The organism is Vibrio sp. 10N.286.45.E10, assembly GCF_002874195.2.
In the GTDB taxonomy this organism is placed as follows: Bacteria; Pseudomonadota; Gammaproteobacteria; order Enterobacterales; family Vibrionaceae; genus Vibrio; species Vibrio crassostreae.
Map to the genome: position 1 here is coordinate 1,235,261 of NZ_MCWD02000002.1, position 18,333 is coordinate 1,253,593.

The 18,333-nt window shown below is 41.7% G+C and carries 13 protein-coding genes and 4 pseudogenes; 10 read left to right on the forward strand and 7 right to left on the reverse strand.

Annotation, left to right across the window (positions count from 1 at the left end; all coding sequences use genetic code 11):
- From BCU34_RS18475 to BCU34_RS18495, 5 genes and pseudogenes are all read left to right on the forward strand, one after another.
- Complete coding sequence (locus BCU34_RS18475) at positions 1 to 438, forward strand: PAS domain-containing protein (protein WP_048606084.1); 438 nt, start codon at positions 1 to 3, stop codon at positions 436 to 438.
- A gap of 865 nt (positions 439 to 1,303) precedes the next feature.
- A complete protein-coding gene (locus tag BCU34_RS18480; protein WP_048659894.1) occupies positions 1,304 to 2,347 on the forward strand; it encodes a GMP reductase in 1,044 nt (347 codons plus the stop codon).
- A 156-nt stretch (positions 2,348 to 2,503) separates the two neighbouring features.
- A pseudogene (locus BCU34_RS18485) lies at positions 2,504 to 2,596 on the forward strand (IS66 family insertion sequence element accessory protein TnpB); the annotation flags it as partial.
- Positions 2,593 to 2,946: an IS66 family insertion sequence element accessory protein TnpB gene (tnpB, locus tag BCU34_RS18490; RefSeq protein WP_102479677.1), complete on the forward strand. Its 354-nt coding sequence runs from the start codon at positions 2,593 to 2,595 to the stop codon at positions 2,944 to 2,946. The pseudogene BCU34_RS18485 and the gene tnpB, both read left to right, overlap by 4 nt.
- Positions 2,947 to 3,005: 59 nt before the next feature.
- Positions 3,006 to 3,161 (forward strand): annotated as a pseudogene (locus BCU34_RS18495) (IS66 family transposase); the annotation flags it as partial.
- A 60-nt stretch (positions 3,162 to 3,221) separates the two neighbouring features.
- On the opposite strand, the gene BCU34_RS18500 reads toward BCU34_RS18495, so the two are convergent.
- The 7 genes and pseudogenes from BCU34_RS18500 to BCU34_RS18530 form a co-directional block, all read right to left on the reverse strand.
- Positions 3,222 to 4,769 (reverse strand): Ig-like domain-containing protein, encoded by a 1,548-nt coding sequence (locus BCU34_RS18500; RefSeq protein ID WP_413286274.1) that lies wholly within the window; start codon positions 4,767 to 4,769, stop codon positions 3,222 to 3,224.
- A gap of 104 nt (positions 4,770 to 4,873) precedes the next feature.
- Positions 4,874 to 6,070, reverse strand: a complete 1,197-nt coding sequence (locus BCU34_RS18505) for a hypothetical protein (RefSeq protein WP_413286275.1) — start codon at positions 6,068 to 6,070, stop codon at positions 4,874 to 4,876.
- 186 nt (positions 6,071 to 6,256) lie between these two features.
- Positions 6,257 to 7,132: a hypothetical protein gene (locus BCU34_RS18510; RefSeq protein WP_108145246.1), complete on the reverse strand. Its 876-nt coding sequence runs from the start codon at positions 7,130 to 7,132 to the stop codon at positions 6,257 to 6,259.
- Positions 7,133 to 7,293: 161 nt separating this feature from the next.
- Positions 7,294 to 7,800 carry a hypothetical protein gene (locus BCU34_RS18515; RefSeq protein WP_108145255.1) on the reverse strand — a complete coding sequence of 169 codons (507 nt, stop codon included), beginning with the start codon at positions 7,798 to 7,800 and terminating at the stop codon, positions 7,294 to 7,296.
- Positions 7,785 to 8,522 carry a winged helix-turn-helix domain-containing protein gene (locus tag BCU34_RS18520; protein WP_102480124.1) on the reverse strand — a complete coding sequence of 246 codons (738 nt, stop codon included), beginning with the start codon at positions 8,520 to 8,522 and terminating at the stop codon, positions 7,785 to 7,787. Before BCU34_RS18520 ends, BCU34_RS18515 begins: the two co-directional genes overlap by 16 nt.
- Before the next feature lie 232 nt (positions 8,523 to 8,754).
- Positions 8,755 to 9,933, reverse strand: a pseudogene (locus BCU34_RS18525) (IS3 family transposase).
- A gap of 93 nt (positions 9,934 to 10,026) precedes the next feature.
- Positions 10,027 to 10,848, reverse strand: a complete 822-nt coding sequence (locus BCU34_RS18530) for an EAL domain-containing protein (RefSeq protein WP_102479861.1) — start codon at positions 10,846 to 10,848, stop codon at positions 10,027 to 10,029.
- 473 nt (positions 10,849 to 11,321) lie between these two features.
- On the opposite strand from BCU34_RS18530, the pseudogene BCU34_RS18535 reads away from it, so the two are divergent.
- The 5 genes and pseudogenes from BCU34_RS18535 (at position 11,322) to BCU34_RS18555 (ending at position 18,235) form a co-directional block, all read left to right on the forward strand.
- Positions 11,322 to 12,724, forward strand: a pseudogene (locus tag BCU34_RS18535) (IS4 family transposase).
- A gap of 166 nt (positions 12,725 to 12,890) precedes the next feature.
- Positions 12,891 to 15,728, forward strand: a complete 2,838-nt coding sequence (locus BCU34_RS18540; protein WP_413286276.1) for an Ig-like domain-containing protein — start codon at positions 12,891 to 12,893, stop codon at positions 15,726 to 15,728.
- A 241-nt stretch (positions 15,729 to 15,969) separates the two neighbouring features.
- Entirely contained in the window at positions 15,970 to 16,707 is a 738-nt protein-coding gene (locus BCU34_RS18545) for a winged helix-turn-helix domain-containing protein (protein ID WP_102480124.1), read from the forward strand.
- Complete coding sequence (locus BCU34_RS18550; RefSeq protein ID WP_108145255.1) at positions 16,692 to 17,198, forward strand: hypothetical protein; 507 nt, start codon at positions 16,692 to 16,694, stop codon at positions 17,196 to 17,198. The genes BCU34_RS18545 and BCU34_RS18550 overlap by 16 nt, the downstream gene beginning before the upstream one ends.
- A 161-nt stretch (positions 17,199 to 17,359) precedes the next feature.
- Entirely contained in the window at positions 17,360 to 18,235 is an 876-nt protein-coding gene (locus tag BCU34_RS18555; RefSeq protein ID WP_108145269.1) for a hypothetical protein, read from the forward strand.
- The last annotated feature ends 98 nt before the right edge of the window (positions 18,236 to 18,333 follow it).

The following is an 18,333-nucleotide window of genomic DNA, read 5'->3' on the forward strand; positions in this document are numbered from 1 at the left end:
ATGCTAAATCTTCCTGCTGAATTTGAACAGTTCCACTGGATGGTGGACATGGTTCAAAACGTTGATATGGGGCTGGTGGTTATTAACCGTGATTTTCAGGTACAAGTCTGGAATGGTTTCATGACTCACCATAGCGGTAAGCAATCGCATGATGCTATTGGTAAGTCTATCTTTGAACTGTTCCCTGAAATTCCAGAAGAGTGGTTTAGGCTGAAAACCAAGCCAGTCTACGACCTAGGCTGTCGCAGCTTTATTACATGGCAACAAAGGCCTTATCTGTTTAAGTGCCGTAATGTTCGCCCTGTAACTCAACAAGCCGACTTTATGTACCAGAACGTGACGCTAAACCCGATGCGCTCGCCAACAGGGCAAGTCACCTCATTGTTCCTGTCTATTCAGGATGCGACTGCAGAAGCGTTGGTCTCTCAAAAGAACTAGATCTTTCTATTCGCCAAACAACGCTTTCCTATATGCATATTAGCATCAGTCTAATCAGTGAATAAAAATGGCTAAGGTTAATCACCTTAGCCATTTTTTCTTTCTATTCTTCAAATCTTATCTTTTCCCCAGCTTTTAACGTCAACTAATCCTTTTTCACTAAGCACTTTTCAGATTGTTCCAGGCTAAATGAACGAAAGAGGGAGTAACGAAACGCGCTTTGGGAACGGCAATGCTACGGGGGTAATAGAAATTGGATTTATAAAGTTCGAGGCTGGAGGCGCTATTTAACAGAGTGTGTGGGCTGAATTATCAAACCCAAGTGAGTATTGGCCTCTAGATTGAGTGTTTATCACTCTACTTTTCCTAGTTGATGCTAACCAACCGCACCATGAGTTTGTCGAATTTGGTCGAAAACAGAAAAAATTAGGGAAAAAATCGAATTTATTTAAGAAAAAAAGCATTTTTTTGTTGGAGAAAAGTGTGATTTTTATGTGAATTCGAGGCACTTTCTTCACATATTTGCTTATTGAAGGTGATATTGTGTGAAAAGGGGAGGAAAACGATTGCGCAATAAATCGACAGCGTTTGCGTGATTGATTAGCTAAGTTATTAATTAGTAAGAATTTAGTAGGAAGGTGCTACTTGGGAGGTTTTTCCAGATATGGAATCTTTGAGAGGATAGCATAAAAAAAAATGAAATATCAGACTTGCTGTTACTAAATCACGACCTATAATGCTGAAAACCGGAGCGTCTGCCAACGCTCCGGTTTTTTTGTGTCCGAAGAAAAGTAAACTCGTCTGCCAACGGTTTTACTACGCATTTCGCGAGAGACACATAATTTTATGAATCAAGGAAAACACCATGCGTATCGAACAAGAACTTAAGTTAGGTTTCAAAGATGTACTCTTCCGTCCGAAGCGTTCTACCCTTAAAAGCCGTTCTCAAGTTGAATTAACCCGCGATTTTACATTCAAGCATAGCGGTCGTCAATGGTCTGGTACTCCAGTAATTGCAGCTAACATGGATTCGGTAGCAAGCTTTGAAATGGCAGCTGCTCTAGCAGAGCACGGTGTTATGACTGCAGTACACAAGCACTACACAGTAGAGCAGTGGGCTGAGTTCGCTAAAACAGCAGACAAGAAAACACTGAACAACGTATTTGTTTCAACAGGTACATCTGAAGCTGAGTTTGAGAAGACTAAGCAAATCATGGCGCTTAGCGAAGACTTCGTATTTATCTGTATTGATATCGCTAACGGCTACTCAGAGCACCTAGTTGAATACGTACAAAAAGTACGTGCAGAATTCCCGAACAAAGTTATCTCTGCTGGTAACGTTGTAACAGGAGACATGGTTGAAGAGCTAATCCTAGCAGGCGCAGACATCGTTAAGGTTGGTATCGGCCCTGGTTCGGTTTGTACTACTCGTGTTAAAACAGGTGTAGGTTATCCTCAACTTTCTGCAATCATCGAATGTGGCGACGCAGCACACGGCCTTGGCGGCATGATCATCGGTGACGGTGGCTGTTCATGTGCGGGTGACGTATCTAAAGCGTTTGGCGGCGGTGCTGACTTCGTAATGCTAGGCGGTATGCTAGCTGGTCACTCTGAGTCAGGCGGTGAAGTAGTAGAGCAAGACGGTAAGCAATACATGAAGTTCTACGGCATGTCTTCACAGTCGGCTATGGACAAGCACTCAGGTGGTGTTGCTAAGTACCGTGCTGCAGAAGGTAAAACTGTTTTACTTCCGTTCCGTGGTTCAGTTCACAACACAATTTCTGACATCCTTGGTGGTGTACGTTCAACTTGTACATACGTAGGTGCAGCAAAGCTTAAAGAGCTAACTAAGCGTACAACTTTCATCCGTGTACAAGAGCAAGAGAACAACGTATTCGGTAAAGAGTAATCTGAACGAGTTCGAATAGTGCTGAAACATCCATAAATTGATATTTACAACCATATATTGATTTTTGGTACAGCCATAATTTGATATTGCCTCTTCATGGTCTAAACTTGTGTAAGTTTACGACAAAATCGTGAAGAGGCAATATTATGTCTGCTCTATATGACACTTCTCGTAAACGATATTGAGCTGAGTATTCCCCAAGGCACGCCAGCGACTTATCTTGCTGAACTCATTGGAGCATTGTCATGAAACGCATGCTCAGCGCCCCAGAGATTTACCTGTATCGTGAAAGCGTCGATTTTAGAAAGTCTATAAACGGACTTGCCACGATCATCGAAAGTGATACTGATTTACCTTTGGGCAGCGGTGCTCTGTTTCTGTTTACCAATAAACAGCGCGACAAAATCAAAGTGCTGTACTGGGATAAAACAGGCTTTGCCCTCTGGTATAAACGTCTCGAAAAAGCCAAGTACAAGTGGCCTTCAAAAGAGAAAAACCAGGTGTTTACTCTCTCTCAGTTCGAGCTTGATAGGCTGCTTTCTGGCTTTACTATTATCGGCCACAAACCCGTTAGAATAAACGATTTTACAATGACTTAATCGATAATAAAGCCTTATGCACCAAGCGTTAATCGCATGATTTTAGTATAATAAATGCCATGAAAAAGACGCCAAGTATCAACCCAGAAAGTCAAGATATCGCCGAGCTGCAAGCAATGGTAGCCGCTCTGATGTCGGAGAAAAATGAGTGGAAACAAGAGCGCCAATCGCTGCTTGAACAACTCAAGCTCGCCTTCGACCGTCACAAGCGAAAGCCGCTGAACGACCTGTAGAGTGTTTCAACAAAAAAGGGCACCCTAATGGTGCCCTATGCTTTATGAGTTATTTTTTGGGGCCAAACATATTATGTTGCGGTAGTTGTCTGAATTTATAAACCACCCGTCTTGGTGTGTGTGTGAGTACGATTGTATAACTTCTACTTCCCCTACTGCACCTTCATCGTACCTCTTCCAATCCTGTTCTTCTGCAGTTTCGTCTGTGACTAATGTTGTTAGAAAATGCTGCTGGGCGTGATACAAACCTATATCTTCACATTCATCTCCGCATCTTCCTCCTACTCCGAATTGCCTATTTATGGCTACCATCTCACTATCTACATCATTTGACGAATGTTGCCAGCCCGCGTAGAACAGTGCTTTACCACCTTGATCACCAGTGTGCCCCCCCCGCGGAAAACCCATGTCGTCGAACCAATCCACCGTTTCGTAGGGCGAAATTGGGCCGTAATGATCTGTACTGGGCGGCTCGAAGCCTCGTTCCTGACATGCTGTATGTACATCTGCGTCGGAGTAGGCTGTCCCATCTGCTTTTCGTGGCAACTGGACGTACACTCTTCCTGACTTCCCTACAATTTGTGGAATCCCTGTAAAGAATTGTGGGGTGGTGATCGTCTGCCCGTACGCTGTAACTTCGACGTCGTAGGTTATGTTTTCTTGTGGGACCTTCTCATTGTCGTCAGCGTTGTCGTACTTAATAGTCTGAGTTAGGGAGTGCTCTGATCCTTCTGTTGGGGTGTAGGCGTCTGTTGTTAATTCTTTACTTCCGTTTGCTGTAAAGACTGCAGGTCCCTTAATTTTTAGCGTTACCTCGTTCGGGGTGTCTCTCTCATCATGCACTACAACGGTTACAGAGTTTGGGTGGTGAGGGTCGAGTGCGTAATTCCCTGATTCACCATGAACAGATTCTAATCGACCATTCGAGAAGGTCATATCCAGTGATTGGGTGTCTTGGGACCCATCGGGGCGAATATATGTTGCATCCACTATGTATGGGTATTCTTCCTCTCCTTGTACGTCAGTCGACACCGATACGGTTTGCTTTCCATCACTATTCGTTGATTCACTCGATAATGTGAAAGTCAAGTGATCTAAATTTTGGTAATCAATCTTTTGTCCAGCCACTGGAGCCCCGGTGGCGTCTTTCAAAGATGACTCAAAAACGTTCACTCCACTCATTGGTTGGTTATCCGTTACCGCGGTAAGTTGCAGGTCCGCCGTGTTAGGGTTACCCGTAAACTGTAGCTGCACAGATCGTGGTGTGACCGTGCTGCCTTCTAAGTTGGTTGTAAAGGTGACCTGCTCAGATATCGCATCCACTACGTTAAAGCTTGCGTGTCCGTTTGCGTCGGTTTTAAGGGAAGTACTTACCAGGTTCGCACTTCCTGTAACTTCGGCCTCCACTGTTATGCCTTCCAGAGGTTCACCATTGAAAGTAGCCTGAACTGCGACACTTGCTTGATCTTCTCCATCACCAATCGCTACCAATTTGGAATTGGCACTGTCTATACGGTAGCCACCTTCACCTACACATGTGACATATTGCCCCCCTGCATTTGGGGTTTCGCTTGTTTGGCCTGACTTCAAGCTAACAATGGACGCCGAACCACTGTCAAGCGCCCAATAGTCAATCTCGACTGGCCACCCATCGTACACGGCAGGCCCAATACCTCCAATATTGGCTAATGCCGCTAGCTCTCGGCGGTTGGAAGCCTTCCACTTGCTTTACACAAGTCTTTTGCTTGTTGGAAGTTAAATGTCGCTACATTTGCATTGTTAGCACCTACGTCAATGTGAGTACTGGTGTAAGTCACGCCTTGGGCGTCCGCTTCAGATTTAACCAGCGGTGCGAAGTAATATTTCATCTCTAAGGGAAGATTTCCCCAATTCGGGGCGGCTTCTGAGTCATATACTTCTATCCGCAACATGCCTGAGGCATAACCGCCGTAATGGTCAGAAACTCCATATGATACAAAGTGTTCACCTACTTTTGTTGTTTCAAACCTTAGCTTGAGGTTATTCATATCTTCAGTATCTAAAGGTGAAACCGCAGCGTTCCAAGAATCAACATAAATCAATTGAAGTGAGTCGCCGTCTTCGTCAGAAACATAAGTCGATAAATCGATAATCACCTCTTCGTTAGCATTGACTCTTGATCCATTTGGATCATTCGAATAGTCGATGTTCGGTGCGATAGGGGCGCTGTTCGCAGACGTTGATACAGAAATCGCAATATTTCCTAATTTGACCTCACTGCCATTACTGTAAGAGTAAATAATTTTTGCAAAGCCAGAGTCTTCTGTGGGTGTGTAGGTAATGGTTTGATTAGTATCATCTGCCGTTGCCTCACCTTCACCAATGAGCGTGACGTCTTGATCCATCGTGTAACCTTCAGGTACTTCCGTTACAAAGTTAGGATCGTTTTTCAGATCAATAACCAGAGTTTCACCCACAAGTGTCGTTTCTGAAATAGGCGTAAAGAGCGCTACTTCATTATCAACACTTTTCTGCGCGACCGAAATGGCATACGCAGACGCTCTCTGGTCAGGAACGGCTGAGTTTGTTGCATCGTATTTATATACGCAAACACCGACAAAGTCATCGAAGCTTACCGAATAACCTGTAGAATCGACTGAGATATCTTGACATGACTCGAGATCGGTTAATGGGCTAACAGAGCTGACAATGTTATTCCCTTTCTGAGAGGACGAGTGTATTTTCCCCTCAAGTAACACATGAGAAGAGGACATATTTCGTGATAAATTGACCGTATTTTCAGCACTTAAAGTCGACGTCCCCTCACTTGGGGGAGGAAGCTGCCCACTATTTCCAGGAGACGTGCTACCGTCATCAGATGCTCCATTACAACCGGTTACTAGCGCAATCATAAGTGCCACTATCGATTTTCTAGCTTTGTATCTTGAATTAATGAACATTAGCAATTCACTCTCATTAATTTTTGCATAATAATTATCCTTGTGTTTTTATATATCAATTATGATGTTGTCATAAAAGACTAGCCGACTAGACTAGTAATAAATTTTACAAACGTATTATTAACTACCTAAAATGTACTAATTTATATCTTTATAAGTTCCATATGATTCCTTCAGCAAAGAAAACGCGAATGGATTCGTTATTGCTCTCATAAAATCCATCTTGAGTAAATAAACATTGCCAATAGCATTATCTTCTTTATTAGCTGATAATAGCTTCCCCCCCAAGCTCTCAATTAATTTTAGAAAACCCATGCCTCTTGCAATTACATAAAAATCTTCAATTTTCTCATGATGATAACAAATATGGTTTAGAAGCAGCCCTACTAATATTTTGTAATGCTCTCTATTAGAGTAATAGCCAATATTAAAAACGACTGATTTCTTATCGAAGTCAATATTTACGTTATGGCCAAATATCGCTTTCAAATAATTAATATCATGATTAATCGATAGATGTGATATGACTTTGTCTCTACTACGCAATGAACAGAAAGTCACATTATTTTCATCTAGTCGATTTAAAACTGGAAGGGCGCGGTTATAAGACAAAGTAGATTCATAAAACCCTGGTAATAAACACTGCAGCTTAGACCAGTTAACTTTCTCGATAGAGGGTTTCAATCTTGAGTCGGATGCTTCTTTATAAGTCAGTATGCTGTGATACGAAGACTCAACATTATTGAAAAGTGATTCGTAAACTTTGAGCTGTGAACGGGAAACAGCAGGTGCAATAATGTGTTCTAGATTAGGGTAAAAGCTGAAGTCGAAACAACGTACTAGTAACAGTTGCTTTTCGAGAGTGGGAATTGTTCGTCCATTTACCCAACGACTGAGCGTAACTGGATCCAACTTGTCGAACGATGAACTAAACAATTGCAACTTAGCGATGATGGATTTAGAACTAAAGTCGTTATCGTTTAGCTTGGTTTTTAGATATGATGAAAATGGCATAGGTCAAAGTCACGAGGTCAAATGATTCCCCTAATTCTGCGACTTGACGCATAGAAGTTACAGTGAATCCCTATAATTCACACAAATGCCATCCTAAATCACACACAAACTTAAGTATAAAAAAATATAAATTTAGGTTTTATGGTAGATGAAAACCTAACTTAGACTGACGTAGGGAAAAGAGTCAACATAGGTCCCCCCGCATGAGAAGAAATCAGAACAAGTCTTCCCTTGTAATAGTTAACAATGTAGCTCTGATCCAATGCGATTCTTGCGTAATAATCAATTCTATCGACAAGCGTTTGGTCGTCTGGATAGCCTATTATAGAATGAGAATCATCTATCCTCATATCAATGTATTCCCCTTGCCTCACCCAACTTCCCATAAACTCCTGTGTAACCGACTCTTTCAATCCATTCTTGTAATCGGTCTCTGCAGTAATAGATGCCGTAAACTTTCCATCGGAGAAATACAATAGTGTAAACTTAGCTTTAACCAAGTGGAATTTGGCGTTTTCTTTGGTCCCTATGTCTACATTTTGACTCAGTATCACCTCATCAATTTCCCATAAAGGCCCCGTAATATCATATTTAGAGTAATATACTATAAAACTTAACATTGCTGCGATTATATCTAGAGTTAGAATTATATTTATAATAAACCGCATTTATAATGTTCCTTATTAAAAACCTTGGATAGAATTAACCTAAACGTTATCTGCCTTTTATTAGGCTCTTCATAGAATGCAGTCAAAGATAAGAAGTCTTCCGTTGTTGAGTAAATAGCAACAGTATCAGCATCAAAGAGGTTCAATTCTGATATACACTTGCTAAATATCGGCAGTAGTTTTTTATCAACAGGGTGGTGTTTTGATTGAACTACGTTCAAACTGGAGTCAACTAAGTCAATACCAACAACTTTAGAAAAAGGTGAGTCTTCAGGGCTTTTAATATAATATGAAAAAAAATTAATTAAAAACGCGAGCATAACAATACTTAGCAAAACCAAAACAACTACTGGTGCTCGTTCTTTTCTATTACCCCCTTTACTGATGAGCTCGACGTTAGCGTCGAATAAATAGCCCTTTTTGGGAATCGTCTTTATCACATCAACTTGAGGTGCCACTATCTTAAGACTTCTTCTCAATTTAGACACAGCCTGCCTAACACTTGTGACATCAACCTCTACCTGCCTTTGTTTTCTCCAAACTTCTTCAAGAAGCTGCTCTACTGACAGATACGTTCCACTGACGATCAATTCCATAAGAATGTCACTAGAGTTATCTCCAATATCATATTTGATAGTTTGTTTTCTATTGAAGCTCTCATACCTATATATACACTTACCATGGGGATCAAAAGCAATACAATCCGCTATTAAATAAATCAAACTCACTCCATTAAACTCCAACTGATAATTGAACGCAAAAAACGAAAGAAGAACGCGACAAATCTCCTTTTGAACTCATTCAGCGAACGAGTCATTATACAAAAAATGCAACAAAGATGTTTAATATGTCAGAGAGAGTTACCATCTCACTAAAATCTTGGGGTTATGAACGTATCTCGAAACGAGATCTAGAGTGTTTGACCCGTCCTGATATGGGTTGACACTTGATTGACTAAAACGCTCGATGTATTTCATCGGGCGTTTTGTATTTTAGAGTTGTGTGAGGCCTATATTCATTATAGATTTTTACTGATTCAGCGACCATTTTCTTTGCTTCATCTAAATCATTAGGCTTATTCAACAGATACTCCATCTTCAGTATTCCGTTGATCCTCTCTGCCAACGCATTCTGATAACAGTCATAGCCATCAGTCATTGAGCAAGATACACCATACTGTCGATGCAACTCTTGGTATTCAACAGAGCAGTACTGAACACCTCGATCTGAGTGATGGACAAGCTCACCTGTATTCTTCCGCTCTTTCAACGCGTTTAAAAAGGCCTGCTTGACCGTGCGAGCTTTCATATCATCACTTATGTGATAGCCCACGATTTTTCTTGAGTAAGCGTCCGTCACTAAACTGAGATAAGTACTACCACGCCGCGTTGATAGATAAGTAATATCGGCAACCCATAATTGCTCTGGTCTTTCCGGTATTAAGCCTTCTTTGATTCGATTTGGATGGCAGTAAAAGCGATGATTACTGTTTGTGGTTCGATGGTAAGCCCTTCGATTCTGTACTAATAATCGATTCACTCTCAGCAGAGAGAATAAGCGGTCTCGCCCGATTTCAATATCGTTCTGAGCAAGTGAATACTTGATCTTACGAGCCCCTATTCGAGGGTGCATCATCCTTTGCTCCTTCACAAAACCGAGCACTGATTCATCTTTCTTTGTCTGATGAATTTCTGCAACACAGCGCTTGTAGAAAGCTTGTCGTGTAATACCTATGAAGTGACAAGCTTTAGTAACGGTCAACTTTCTGACCGTTTTTTCCTTAATAACTCGGCCTTGCGCTTCTTTGAAATTCGGACTCCGAAATCTCGATCCATGACTTTTACAACCGCTTCAAAGAACTCAGCTTTGAGCTGAGTTTCTTCTAATTGCTGCTCGAGTTCTTTGATTCGTTGCTCTGGGGTTTGAGTTGAGGAAGAGTTTGACATAGTCGCTCCTAACGCTCTCGATTGGACCAATCTAGTTGACCATGTTTGCGAAGGTAGAGCGACCTTGGATCCCATAACATTCTAGAGCTTGCTTATAAGTCATTTCGCCTTTTTCAACTTGGCTTACGACTGCCAATTTAAAGGCAAGAGAATAATCTCGTTGAGTACGTCTACTTCTTGTTTTCATGACACTCTCCAATTTCATGTTGGAAATGTGTCAACCATATTTAGGACGGTACAGTTGAGAGAAATGAGCCCACAATGAATTCGTATCAAACGCTCACAAATTGTCTGGCCTTCCGAAATAGAACCCTTGGCAAAGTTGGATTCCTTCACCCACGACAAAATCGAGATCTTTCGCGTGTTCAACCCCTTCAGCAACAACACTCAAATTGAACCTTTTCCTGATCGACTCTATTAACAACCAAACATCTCTGTTGTTGTTCGGTTCCTGCACAATTTTCTTATCGATCTTCAGAATATCGGGCATAAAACGAGAGACAACAGCTTCGTCGATGTGAAACCCTTCACCAAAATCATCGATAGCGATAAGAACTCCATGACATTGAAGGCTCTTGATATTGTAGGCTAACATTCTTCCAGATCTGCTTTTCGGTTTTGGGTATGGTTCACCTTCAGGTAATTCAACAACTAACTTAATCTTGCGTTCAGATAACCTAGTTATTAGTTCTTCCAAATCATCACAAATTCTATAGTTGCACATATGAACCATAGTGACGTTTATCGACAGATAACGGATACTTCCAGGTAGCTGACTACATACGCTCACGATTTCTTTGCATAGAGCCAACGTAAATTCACGTGAATTTCCATTTAATGATATTTGTTTTAAAGTGGTCTCTATATTGCTTCCTGACTGTACTCTAGACAATACTTCCATAGCTATAACTGTATTTATTTCGAGATCGAAAATAGGCTGGAAGACTACAGAAAACAGCACCTCTTCCCGATTAACTTGCATAGAAAATGGCATTTGATATCTTAAACTGTTTTGAATGCCAACAATATAACTATTGATAAAAACATAATCATTAGCATTGATACCAATAAATACCAACGATAGTGCTAACACCAAGTTCATTTTTCACACAAATATTTTCAAACCCCTCAAAATTAGCATAAAACCCCTTACTTAGCACCACGCGTGCCAACAAAAATGACACAAACATCGATAATGTTGAATTTAAAATTACAGCTATATTGAGATTAATGAACACTTCAACCAAACGATTAAATATCGTAATAGTAGAAATACGAACGATGAACAAAACTCAACACATCAGATGCGTCGACTCCCAAATTCGGCATTTGTTTACACAATGCAAACAGCAATCTGGCTTCAAACAAATGAGGGTCCATACATTACATTGAAGTAAAGTACATGATTTATCCTCACACAAATGGTATTACCGCCTAGAGGCTGACTCTTATACACAAATTGGCAACTAGGGATCGACCTAGCAGGCGATTTGAGAAATCATAGACTATCACTAACCTCAATATCTTTAATAGCATGCTCCACTCATTCACAATACAACCGACTGGGCTCAAGCCATGTTCGGTACCGCCCAGATTGGGGATAATCGTAGAACTCAGCGCTTAGTCGATATTACCAGTCGATTCGCTGACAATACAGGTCACTCAGCGGCTTTCGCTTGTGACGGTCAGGCAGTTTGGTTGAAGGCACCTACCGTTTTATTCGTAACGAGAAGATAGACGCAAGCGCTTTTCGTCGCGCCGCCTTTGATGCAACCGCCGCACTAGCTGTTCCCCGTGATGAAGTCTGGCTGATGGAAGACACAACCTCTTTGAGTTTCAGACATGGCGTTGCGACGAAGCTGGGTAAACTCGGCAAAGTCACCGATAAGTCACGTGGTTGGTGGGTTCACAATAGCTTTATTATTGATGCCGCTACCGGGTACTCTCTCGGTCTTGTCCATCAAGAGTGGTGGATGCGACCGGACGAAGCCGATGACACAACAGAACCTGAAAGCGGGAAATGGGCTGCGGCCTCAGCCAGCGTTCGTCGCCGTTTTGGCGACCAAATGCACAAGGTGATCACAGTTTGCGATCGCGAGGCTGATATCTTTGCTTACCTGCAAGAGAAAAACGAGGTGCAAGAACGTTTCGTGGTTCGCGCAAAGCACCACAGGAGCATTGAGCAGGCTGATCTTAAGTTATTCCCACACCTTGCAGCTCAACCTGAGCTTGGACGTTATCAAATTGATATTCCACAAAAAGGCATGCTCGACAGCAAAGGAGCGCGCAAGAATCGCAAAGCAAGAACGGCTGAGTTTTCGCTGCACACTGCACCTGTCACCTTTAGTCAAGGAGGGCAGAAAGTCATGCTCAATGCGGTCTTTGCCCAAGAGCAAAGTACGGCAAATGAAGAGGCGAGATTATCGTGGCTCCTGCTGACCAGTGAGCCCTTAGAAACTTATAAACAAGCCATGAAAATCATCCACATCTACTCGCAGCGTTGGCGTGTAGAGGATTACCACAAAGCTTGGAAAACCGGTGCAGGCGCAGAGCGTCAACGCATGGCTGAGCCTGAAAACCTTGAGCGTATGATCTCGATCTTAGCCTTTGTCGCTGTCAGGCTAATGCAACTGCGTGAAAGCCTGACTCTAGCAGTTCAACTCAAGGCTCGCGGTCTAAAAGAGCAAGCCGAAGCGATTGAGTTACAGCCCTGTACAAACGTGCTCACACAAGATGAGTGGCGCATTCTCTATCTTAACGCTAACAAGAGAGGTGGCCGCTACCCTAAAAAACCACCTAGTGAAGTTCCTACGCTTAAATGGGCATACGGAGCCATTTCCAAACTTGGCGGCTTCTACGATTCTAAGCGAACAGGTATTGCTAGCTGGGCAACCATGTGGCTTGGCTGGGACAAACTGCAGGATATGCTCAGTGGATACTATTTGAGCAAGGAAACGACTGAGTTGATGGGTTTTTAAGCTGAAATGTGATCAAGAGACAGAGTCTAGTCTGCTAGTCTTTTATGACAACATCATAATTGATATATAAAAACACAAGGATAATTATTATGCAAAAATTAATGAGAGTGAATTGCTAATGTTCATTAATTCAAGATACAAAGCTAGAAAATCGATAGTGGCACTTATGATTGCGCTAGTAACCGGTTGTAATGGAGCATCTGATGACGGTAGCACGTCTCCTGGAAATAGTGGGCAGCTTCCTCCCCCAAGTGAGGGGACGTCGACTTTAAGTGCTGAAAATACGGTCAATTTATCACGAAATATGTCCTCTTCTCATGTGTTACTTGAGGGGAAAATACACTCGTCCTCTCAGAAAGGGAATAACATTGTCAGCTCTGTTAGCCCATTAACCGATCTCGAGTCATGTCAAGATATCTCAGTCGATTCTACAGGTTATTCGGTGAGCTTCGACGACTTTGTAGGTGTTTGCGTATATAAGTACGATGCAACAAACTCAGCCGTTCCTGACCAGAGAGCGTCTGCGTATGCCATTTCGGTCGCGCAGAAAAGTGTTGATAATGAAGTAGCGCTCTTTACGCCTATTTCAGAAACGACACTCGTGGGTGAAACCCTGGTTATTGATCTGAAAAGCGACCCTAATTTTGTTATTCAAGTACCAGATGGTTACACCATGGATAAGGAACTTACCCTTATCGGCGAAGGTGAGGCAACGGCAGATGATACTAATCAAACCATTACCTACACACCCACAGAAGACTCTGGCTTTGCAAAAATTATTTACTCTTACAGTAATGGCAGTGAGGTCAAATTAGGAAATATTGCGATTTCTGTATCAACGTCTGCGAACAGCGCCCCTATCGCACCGAACATCGACTATTCGAATGATCCAAATGGATCAAGAGTCAATGCTAACGAAGAGGTGATTATCGATTTATCGACTTATGTTTCTGACGAAGACGGCGACTCACTTCAATTGATTTATGTTGATTCTTGGAACGCTGCGGTTTCACCTTTAGATACTGAAGATATGAATAACCTCAAGCTAAGGTTTGAAGCAACAAAAGTAGGTGAACACTTTGTATCATATGTAGTTTCTGACCATTACGGTGGTTATGCCTCAGGCATGTTACGGATAGAAGTATATGACTCAGAAGCCGCCCCGAATTGGGGAAATCTTCCCTTAGAGATGAAATATTACTTCGCACCGCTGGTTAAATCTGAAGCGGACGCCCAAGGCGTGACTTACACCAGTACTCACATTGACGTAGGTGCTAACAATGCAAATGTAGCGACATTTAACTTCCAACAAGCAAAAGACTTGTGTAAAGCAAGTGGAAGGCTTCCAACCGCCGAAGAGCTAGCGGCATTAGCCAATATTGGAGGTATTGGGCCTGCCGTGTACGATGGGTGGCCAGTCGAGATTGACTATTGGGCGCTTGACAGTGGTTCGGCGTCCATTGTTAGCTTGAAGTCAGGCCAAACAAGCGAAACCCCAAATGCAGGGGGGCAATATGTCACATGTGTAGGTGAAGGTGGCTACCGTATAGACAGTGCCAATTCCAAATTGGTAGCGATTGGTGATGGAGAAGATCAAGCAAATGTCGCAGTTCAGGCTACTTTCAATGGTGAACCTCTGGAAGGCATAACAGTGGAGGCCGAAGTTACAGGAAGTGCGAACCTGGTAAGTACTTCCCTTAAAACCGACGCAAACGGACACGCAAGCTTTAACGTAGTGGATGCGATATCTGAGCAGGTCACCTTTACAACCAACTTAGAAGGCAGCACGGTCACACCACGATCTGTGCAGCTACAGTTTACGGGTAACCCTAACACGGCGGACCTGCAACTTACCGCGGTAACGGATAACCAACCAATGAGTGGAGTGAACGTTTTTGAGTCATCTTTGAAAGACGCCACCGGGGCTCCAGTGGCTGGACAAAAGATTGATTACCAAAATTTAGATCACTTGACTTTCACATTATCGAGTGAATCAACGAATAGTGATGGAAAGCAAACCGTATCGGTGTCGACTGACGTACAAGGAGAGGAAGAATACCCATACATAGTGGATGCAACATATATTCGCCCCGATGGGTCCCAAGACACCCAATCACTGGATATGACCTTCTCGAATGGTCGATTAGAATCTGTTTATGGTGAATCAGGGAATTACGCACTCGACCCTCACCACCCAAACTCTGTAACCGTTGTAGTGCATGATGAGAGAGACACCCCGAACGAGGTAACGCTAAAAATTAAGGGACCTGCAGTCTTTACAGCAAACGGAAGTAAAGAATTAACAACAGACGCCTACACCCCAACAGAAGGATCAGAGCACTCCCTAACTCAGACTATTAAGTACGACAACGCTGACGACAATGAGAAGGTCCCACAAGAAAACATAACCTACGACGTCGAAGTTACAGCGTACGGGCAGACGATCACCACCCCACAATTCTTTACAGGGATTCCACAAATTGTAGGAAAGTCAGGAAGAGTGTATGTCCAGTTGCCACGAAAAGGAAACAATAGACCCTATACCCCCGATGAAGTAATCACAGCATGTCAGGAACGAGGCTTCGAGGCGCCCAGTACAGATCATTACGGTCCAATAGCAGGAGATGTCCAAACGGAATGGTTCGGCGATATCGATTTTGCGGCGGAAGGAACAGAAAAACAAGACCAAGGAGCCAAAGCCTTGTTCGAAGCAGGATGGCAACACACCGCGGCACTCAGAGGTGTGATTGAGGGATCAACAATAAGGATGTTCGGCGTGGGAGGGGTGTGCGGTTCGGAATGCAAAGACATTGGTCCCACAAATAATCATAGAAAATATTTAGCAGGATGGGTGAAGGTAGAGTCGGCGGAACATGAAGGCTGGGACATTGAAGACGAAGGAGCAAAAGAAGACGTAGAAGTGACGGAGTCAGTGGCGGACATAAACAACCACCCCCCCAGTCGCTACTTAAACAACATTATATGTTTGGCCCCAAAACAGTAGCTCATAAAGCATAGGGCACCAATATGATGCCCTTTTTTGTTGAAACACTCTAGATCTCGTTTCGAGATACGTTCATAACCCCAAGATTTTAGTGAGATGGTAACTCTCTCTGACATATTAAACATCTTTGTTGCATTTTTTGTATAATGACTCGTTCGCTGAATGAGTTCAAAAGGAGATTTGTCGCGTTCTTCTTTCGTTTTTTGCGTTCAATTATCAGTTGGAGTTTAATGGAGTGAGTTTGATTTATTTAATAGCGGATTGTATTGCTTTTGATCCCCATGGTAAGTGTATATATAGGTATGAGAGCTTCAATAGAAAACAAACTATCAAATATGATATTGGAGATAACTCTAGTGACATTCTTATGGAATTGATCGTCAGTGGAACGTATCTGTCAGTAGAGCAGCTTCTTGAAGAAGTTTGGAGAAAACAAAGGCAGGTAGAGGTTGATGTCACAAGTGTTAGGCAGGCTGTGTCTAAATTGAGAAGAAGTCTTAAGATAGTGGCACCTCAAGTTGATGTGATAAAGACGATTCCCAAAAAGGGCTATTTATTCGACGCTAACGTCGAGCTCATCAGTAAAGGGGGTAATAGAAAAGAACGAGCACCAGTAGTTGTTTTGGTTTTGCTAAGTATTGTTATGCTCGCGTTTTTAATTAATTTTTTTTCATATTATATTAAAAGCCCTGAAGACTCACCTTTTTCTAAAGTTGTTGGTATTGACTTAGTTGACTCCAGTTTGAACGTAGTTCAATCAAAACACCACCCTGTTGATAAAAAACTACTGCCGATATTTAGCAAGTGTATATCAGAATTGAACCTCTTTGATGCTGATACTGTTGCTATTTACTCAACAACGGAAGACTTCTTATCTTTGACTGCATTCTATGAAGAGCCTAATAAAAGGCAGATAACGTTTAGGTTAATTCTATCCAAGGTTTTTAATAAGGAACATTATAAATGCGGTTTATTATAAATATAATTCTAACTCTAGATATAATCGCAGCAATGTTAAGTTTTATAGTATATTACTCTAAATATGATATTACGGGGCCTTTATGGGAAATTGATGAGGTGATACTGAGTCAAAATGTAGACATAGGGACCAAAGAAAACGCCAAATTCCACTTGGTTAAAGCTAAGTTTACACTATTGTATTTCTCCGATGGAAAGTTTACGGCATCTATTACTGCAGAGACCGATTACAAGAATGGATTGAAAGAGTCGGTTACACAGGAGTTTATGGGAAGTTGGGTGAGGCAAGGGGAATACATTGATATGAGGATAGATGATTCTCATTCTATAATAGGCTATCCAGACGACCAAACGCTTGTCGATAGAATTGATTATTACGCAAGAATCGCATTGGATCAGAGCTACATTGTTAACTATTACAAGGGAAGACTTGTTCTGATTTCTTCTCATGCGGGGGGACCTATGTTGACTCTTTTCCCTACGTCAGTCTAAGTTAGGTTTTCATCCACCATAAAACCTAAATTTATATTTTTTTATACTTAAGTTTGTGTGTGATTTAGGATGGCATTTGTGTGAATTATAGGAATTCACTGTAACTTCTATGCGTCAAGTCGCAGAATTAGGGGAATCATTTGACCTCGTGACTTTGACCTATGCCATTTTCATCATATCTAAAAACCAAGCTAAACGATAACGACTTTAGTTCTAAATCCATCATCGCTAAGTTGCAATTGTTTAGTTCATCGTTCGACAAGTTGGATCCAGTTACGCTCAGTCGTTGGGTAAACGGACGAACAATTCCCACTCTCGAAAAGCAACTGTTAGTAGTACGTTGTTTCGACTCCAGCTTTTACCCTAATCTAGAACACATTATTGCACCTGCTGTTTCCCGTTCACAGCTCAAAGTTTACGAATCACTTTTCAATAATGTTGAGTCTTCGTATCACAGCATACTGACTTATAAAGAAGCATCCGACTCAAGATTGAAACCCTCTATCGAGAAAGTTAACTGGTCTAAGCTGCAGTGTTTATTACCAGGGTTTTATGAATCTACTTTGTCTTATAACCGCGCCCTTCCAGTTTTAAATCGACTAGATGAAAATAATGTGACTTTCTGTTCATTGCGTAGTAGAGACAAAGTCATATCACATCTATCGATTAGTCATGATATTAATTATTTGAAAGCGATATTTGGCCATAACGTAAATATTGACTTCGATAAAGAATCAGTCGTTTTTAATATTGGCTATTACTCTAATAGAGAGCATTACAAAATATTAGTAGGGCTGCTTCTAAACCATATTTGTTATCATCATGAGAAAATTGAAGATTTTTATGTAATTGCAAGAGGCATGGGTTTTCTAAAATTAATTGAGAGCTTTGGGGGGAAGCTATTATCAGCTAATAAAGAAGATAATGCTATTGGCAATGTTTATTTACTCAAGATGGATTTTATGAGAGCAATAACGAATCCATTCGCGTTTTCTTTGCTGAAGGAATCATATGGAACTTATAAAGATATAAATTAGTACATTTTAGGTAGTTAATAATACGTTTGTAAAATTTATTACTAGTCTAGTCGGCTAGTCTTTTATGACAACATCATAATTGATATATAAAAACACAA

Coding starts and splice junctions, on each gene's coding strand:
- BCU34_RS18510 (WP_108145246.1), bottom strand. CDS start 7,132: ATGCCATTTTCATCATATCTAAAAACCAAGCTAAACGATAACGACTTT.
- BCU34_RS18555 (WP_108145269.1), top strand. CDS start 17,360: ATGCCATTTTCATCATATCTAAAAACCAAGCTAAACGATAACGACTTT.
- BCU34_RS18515 (WP_108145255.1), bottom strand. CDS start 7,800: ATGCGGTTTATTATAAATATAATTCTAACTCTAGATATAATCGCAGCA.
- BCU34_RS18505 (WP_413286275.1), bottom strand. CDS start 6,070: ATGATTGCGCTAGTAACCGGTTGTAATGGAGCATCTGATGACGGTAGC.
- BCU34_RS18480 (WP_048659894.1), top strand. CDS start 1,304: ATGCGTATCGAACAAGAACTTAAGTTAGGTTTCAAAGATGTACTCTTC.
- tnpB (WP_102479677.1), top strand. CDS start 2,593: ATGAAACGCATGCTCAGCGCCCCAGAGATTTACCTGTATCGTGAAAGC.
- BCU34_RS18540 (WP_413286276.1), top strand. CDS start 12,891: ATGATTGCGCTAGTAACCGGTTGTAATGGAGCATCTGATGACGGTAGC.
- BCU34_RS18550 (WP_108145255.1), top strand. CDS start 16,692: ATGCGGTTTATTATAAATATAATTCTAACTCTAGATATAATCGCAGCA.
- BCU34_RS18475 (WP_048606084.1), top strand. CDS start 1: ATGCTAAATCTTCCTGCTGAATTTGAACAGTTCCACTGGATGGTGGAC.
- BCU34_RS18530 (WP_102479861.1), bottom strand. CDS start 10,848: ATGAACTTGGTGTTAGCACTATCGTTGGTATTTATTGGTATCAATGCT.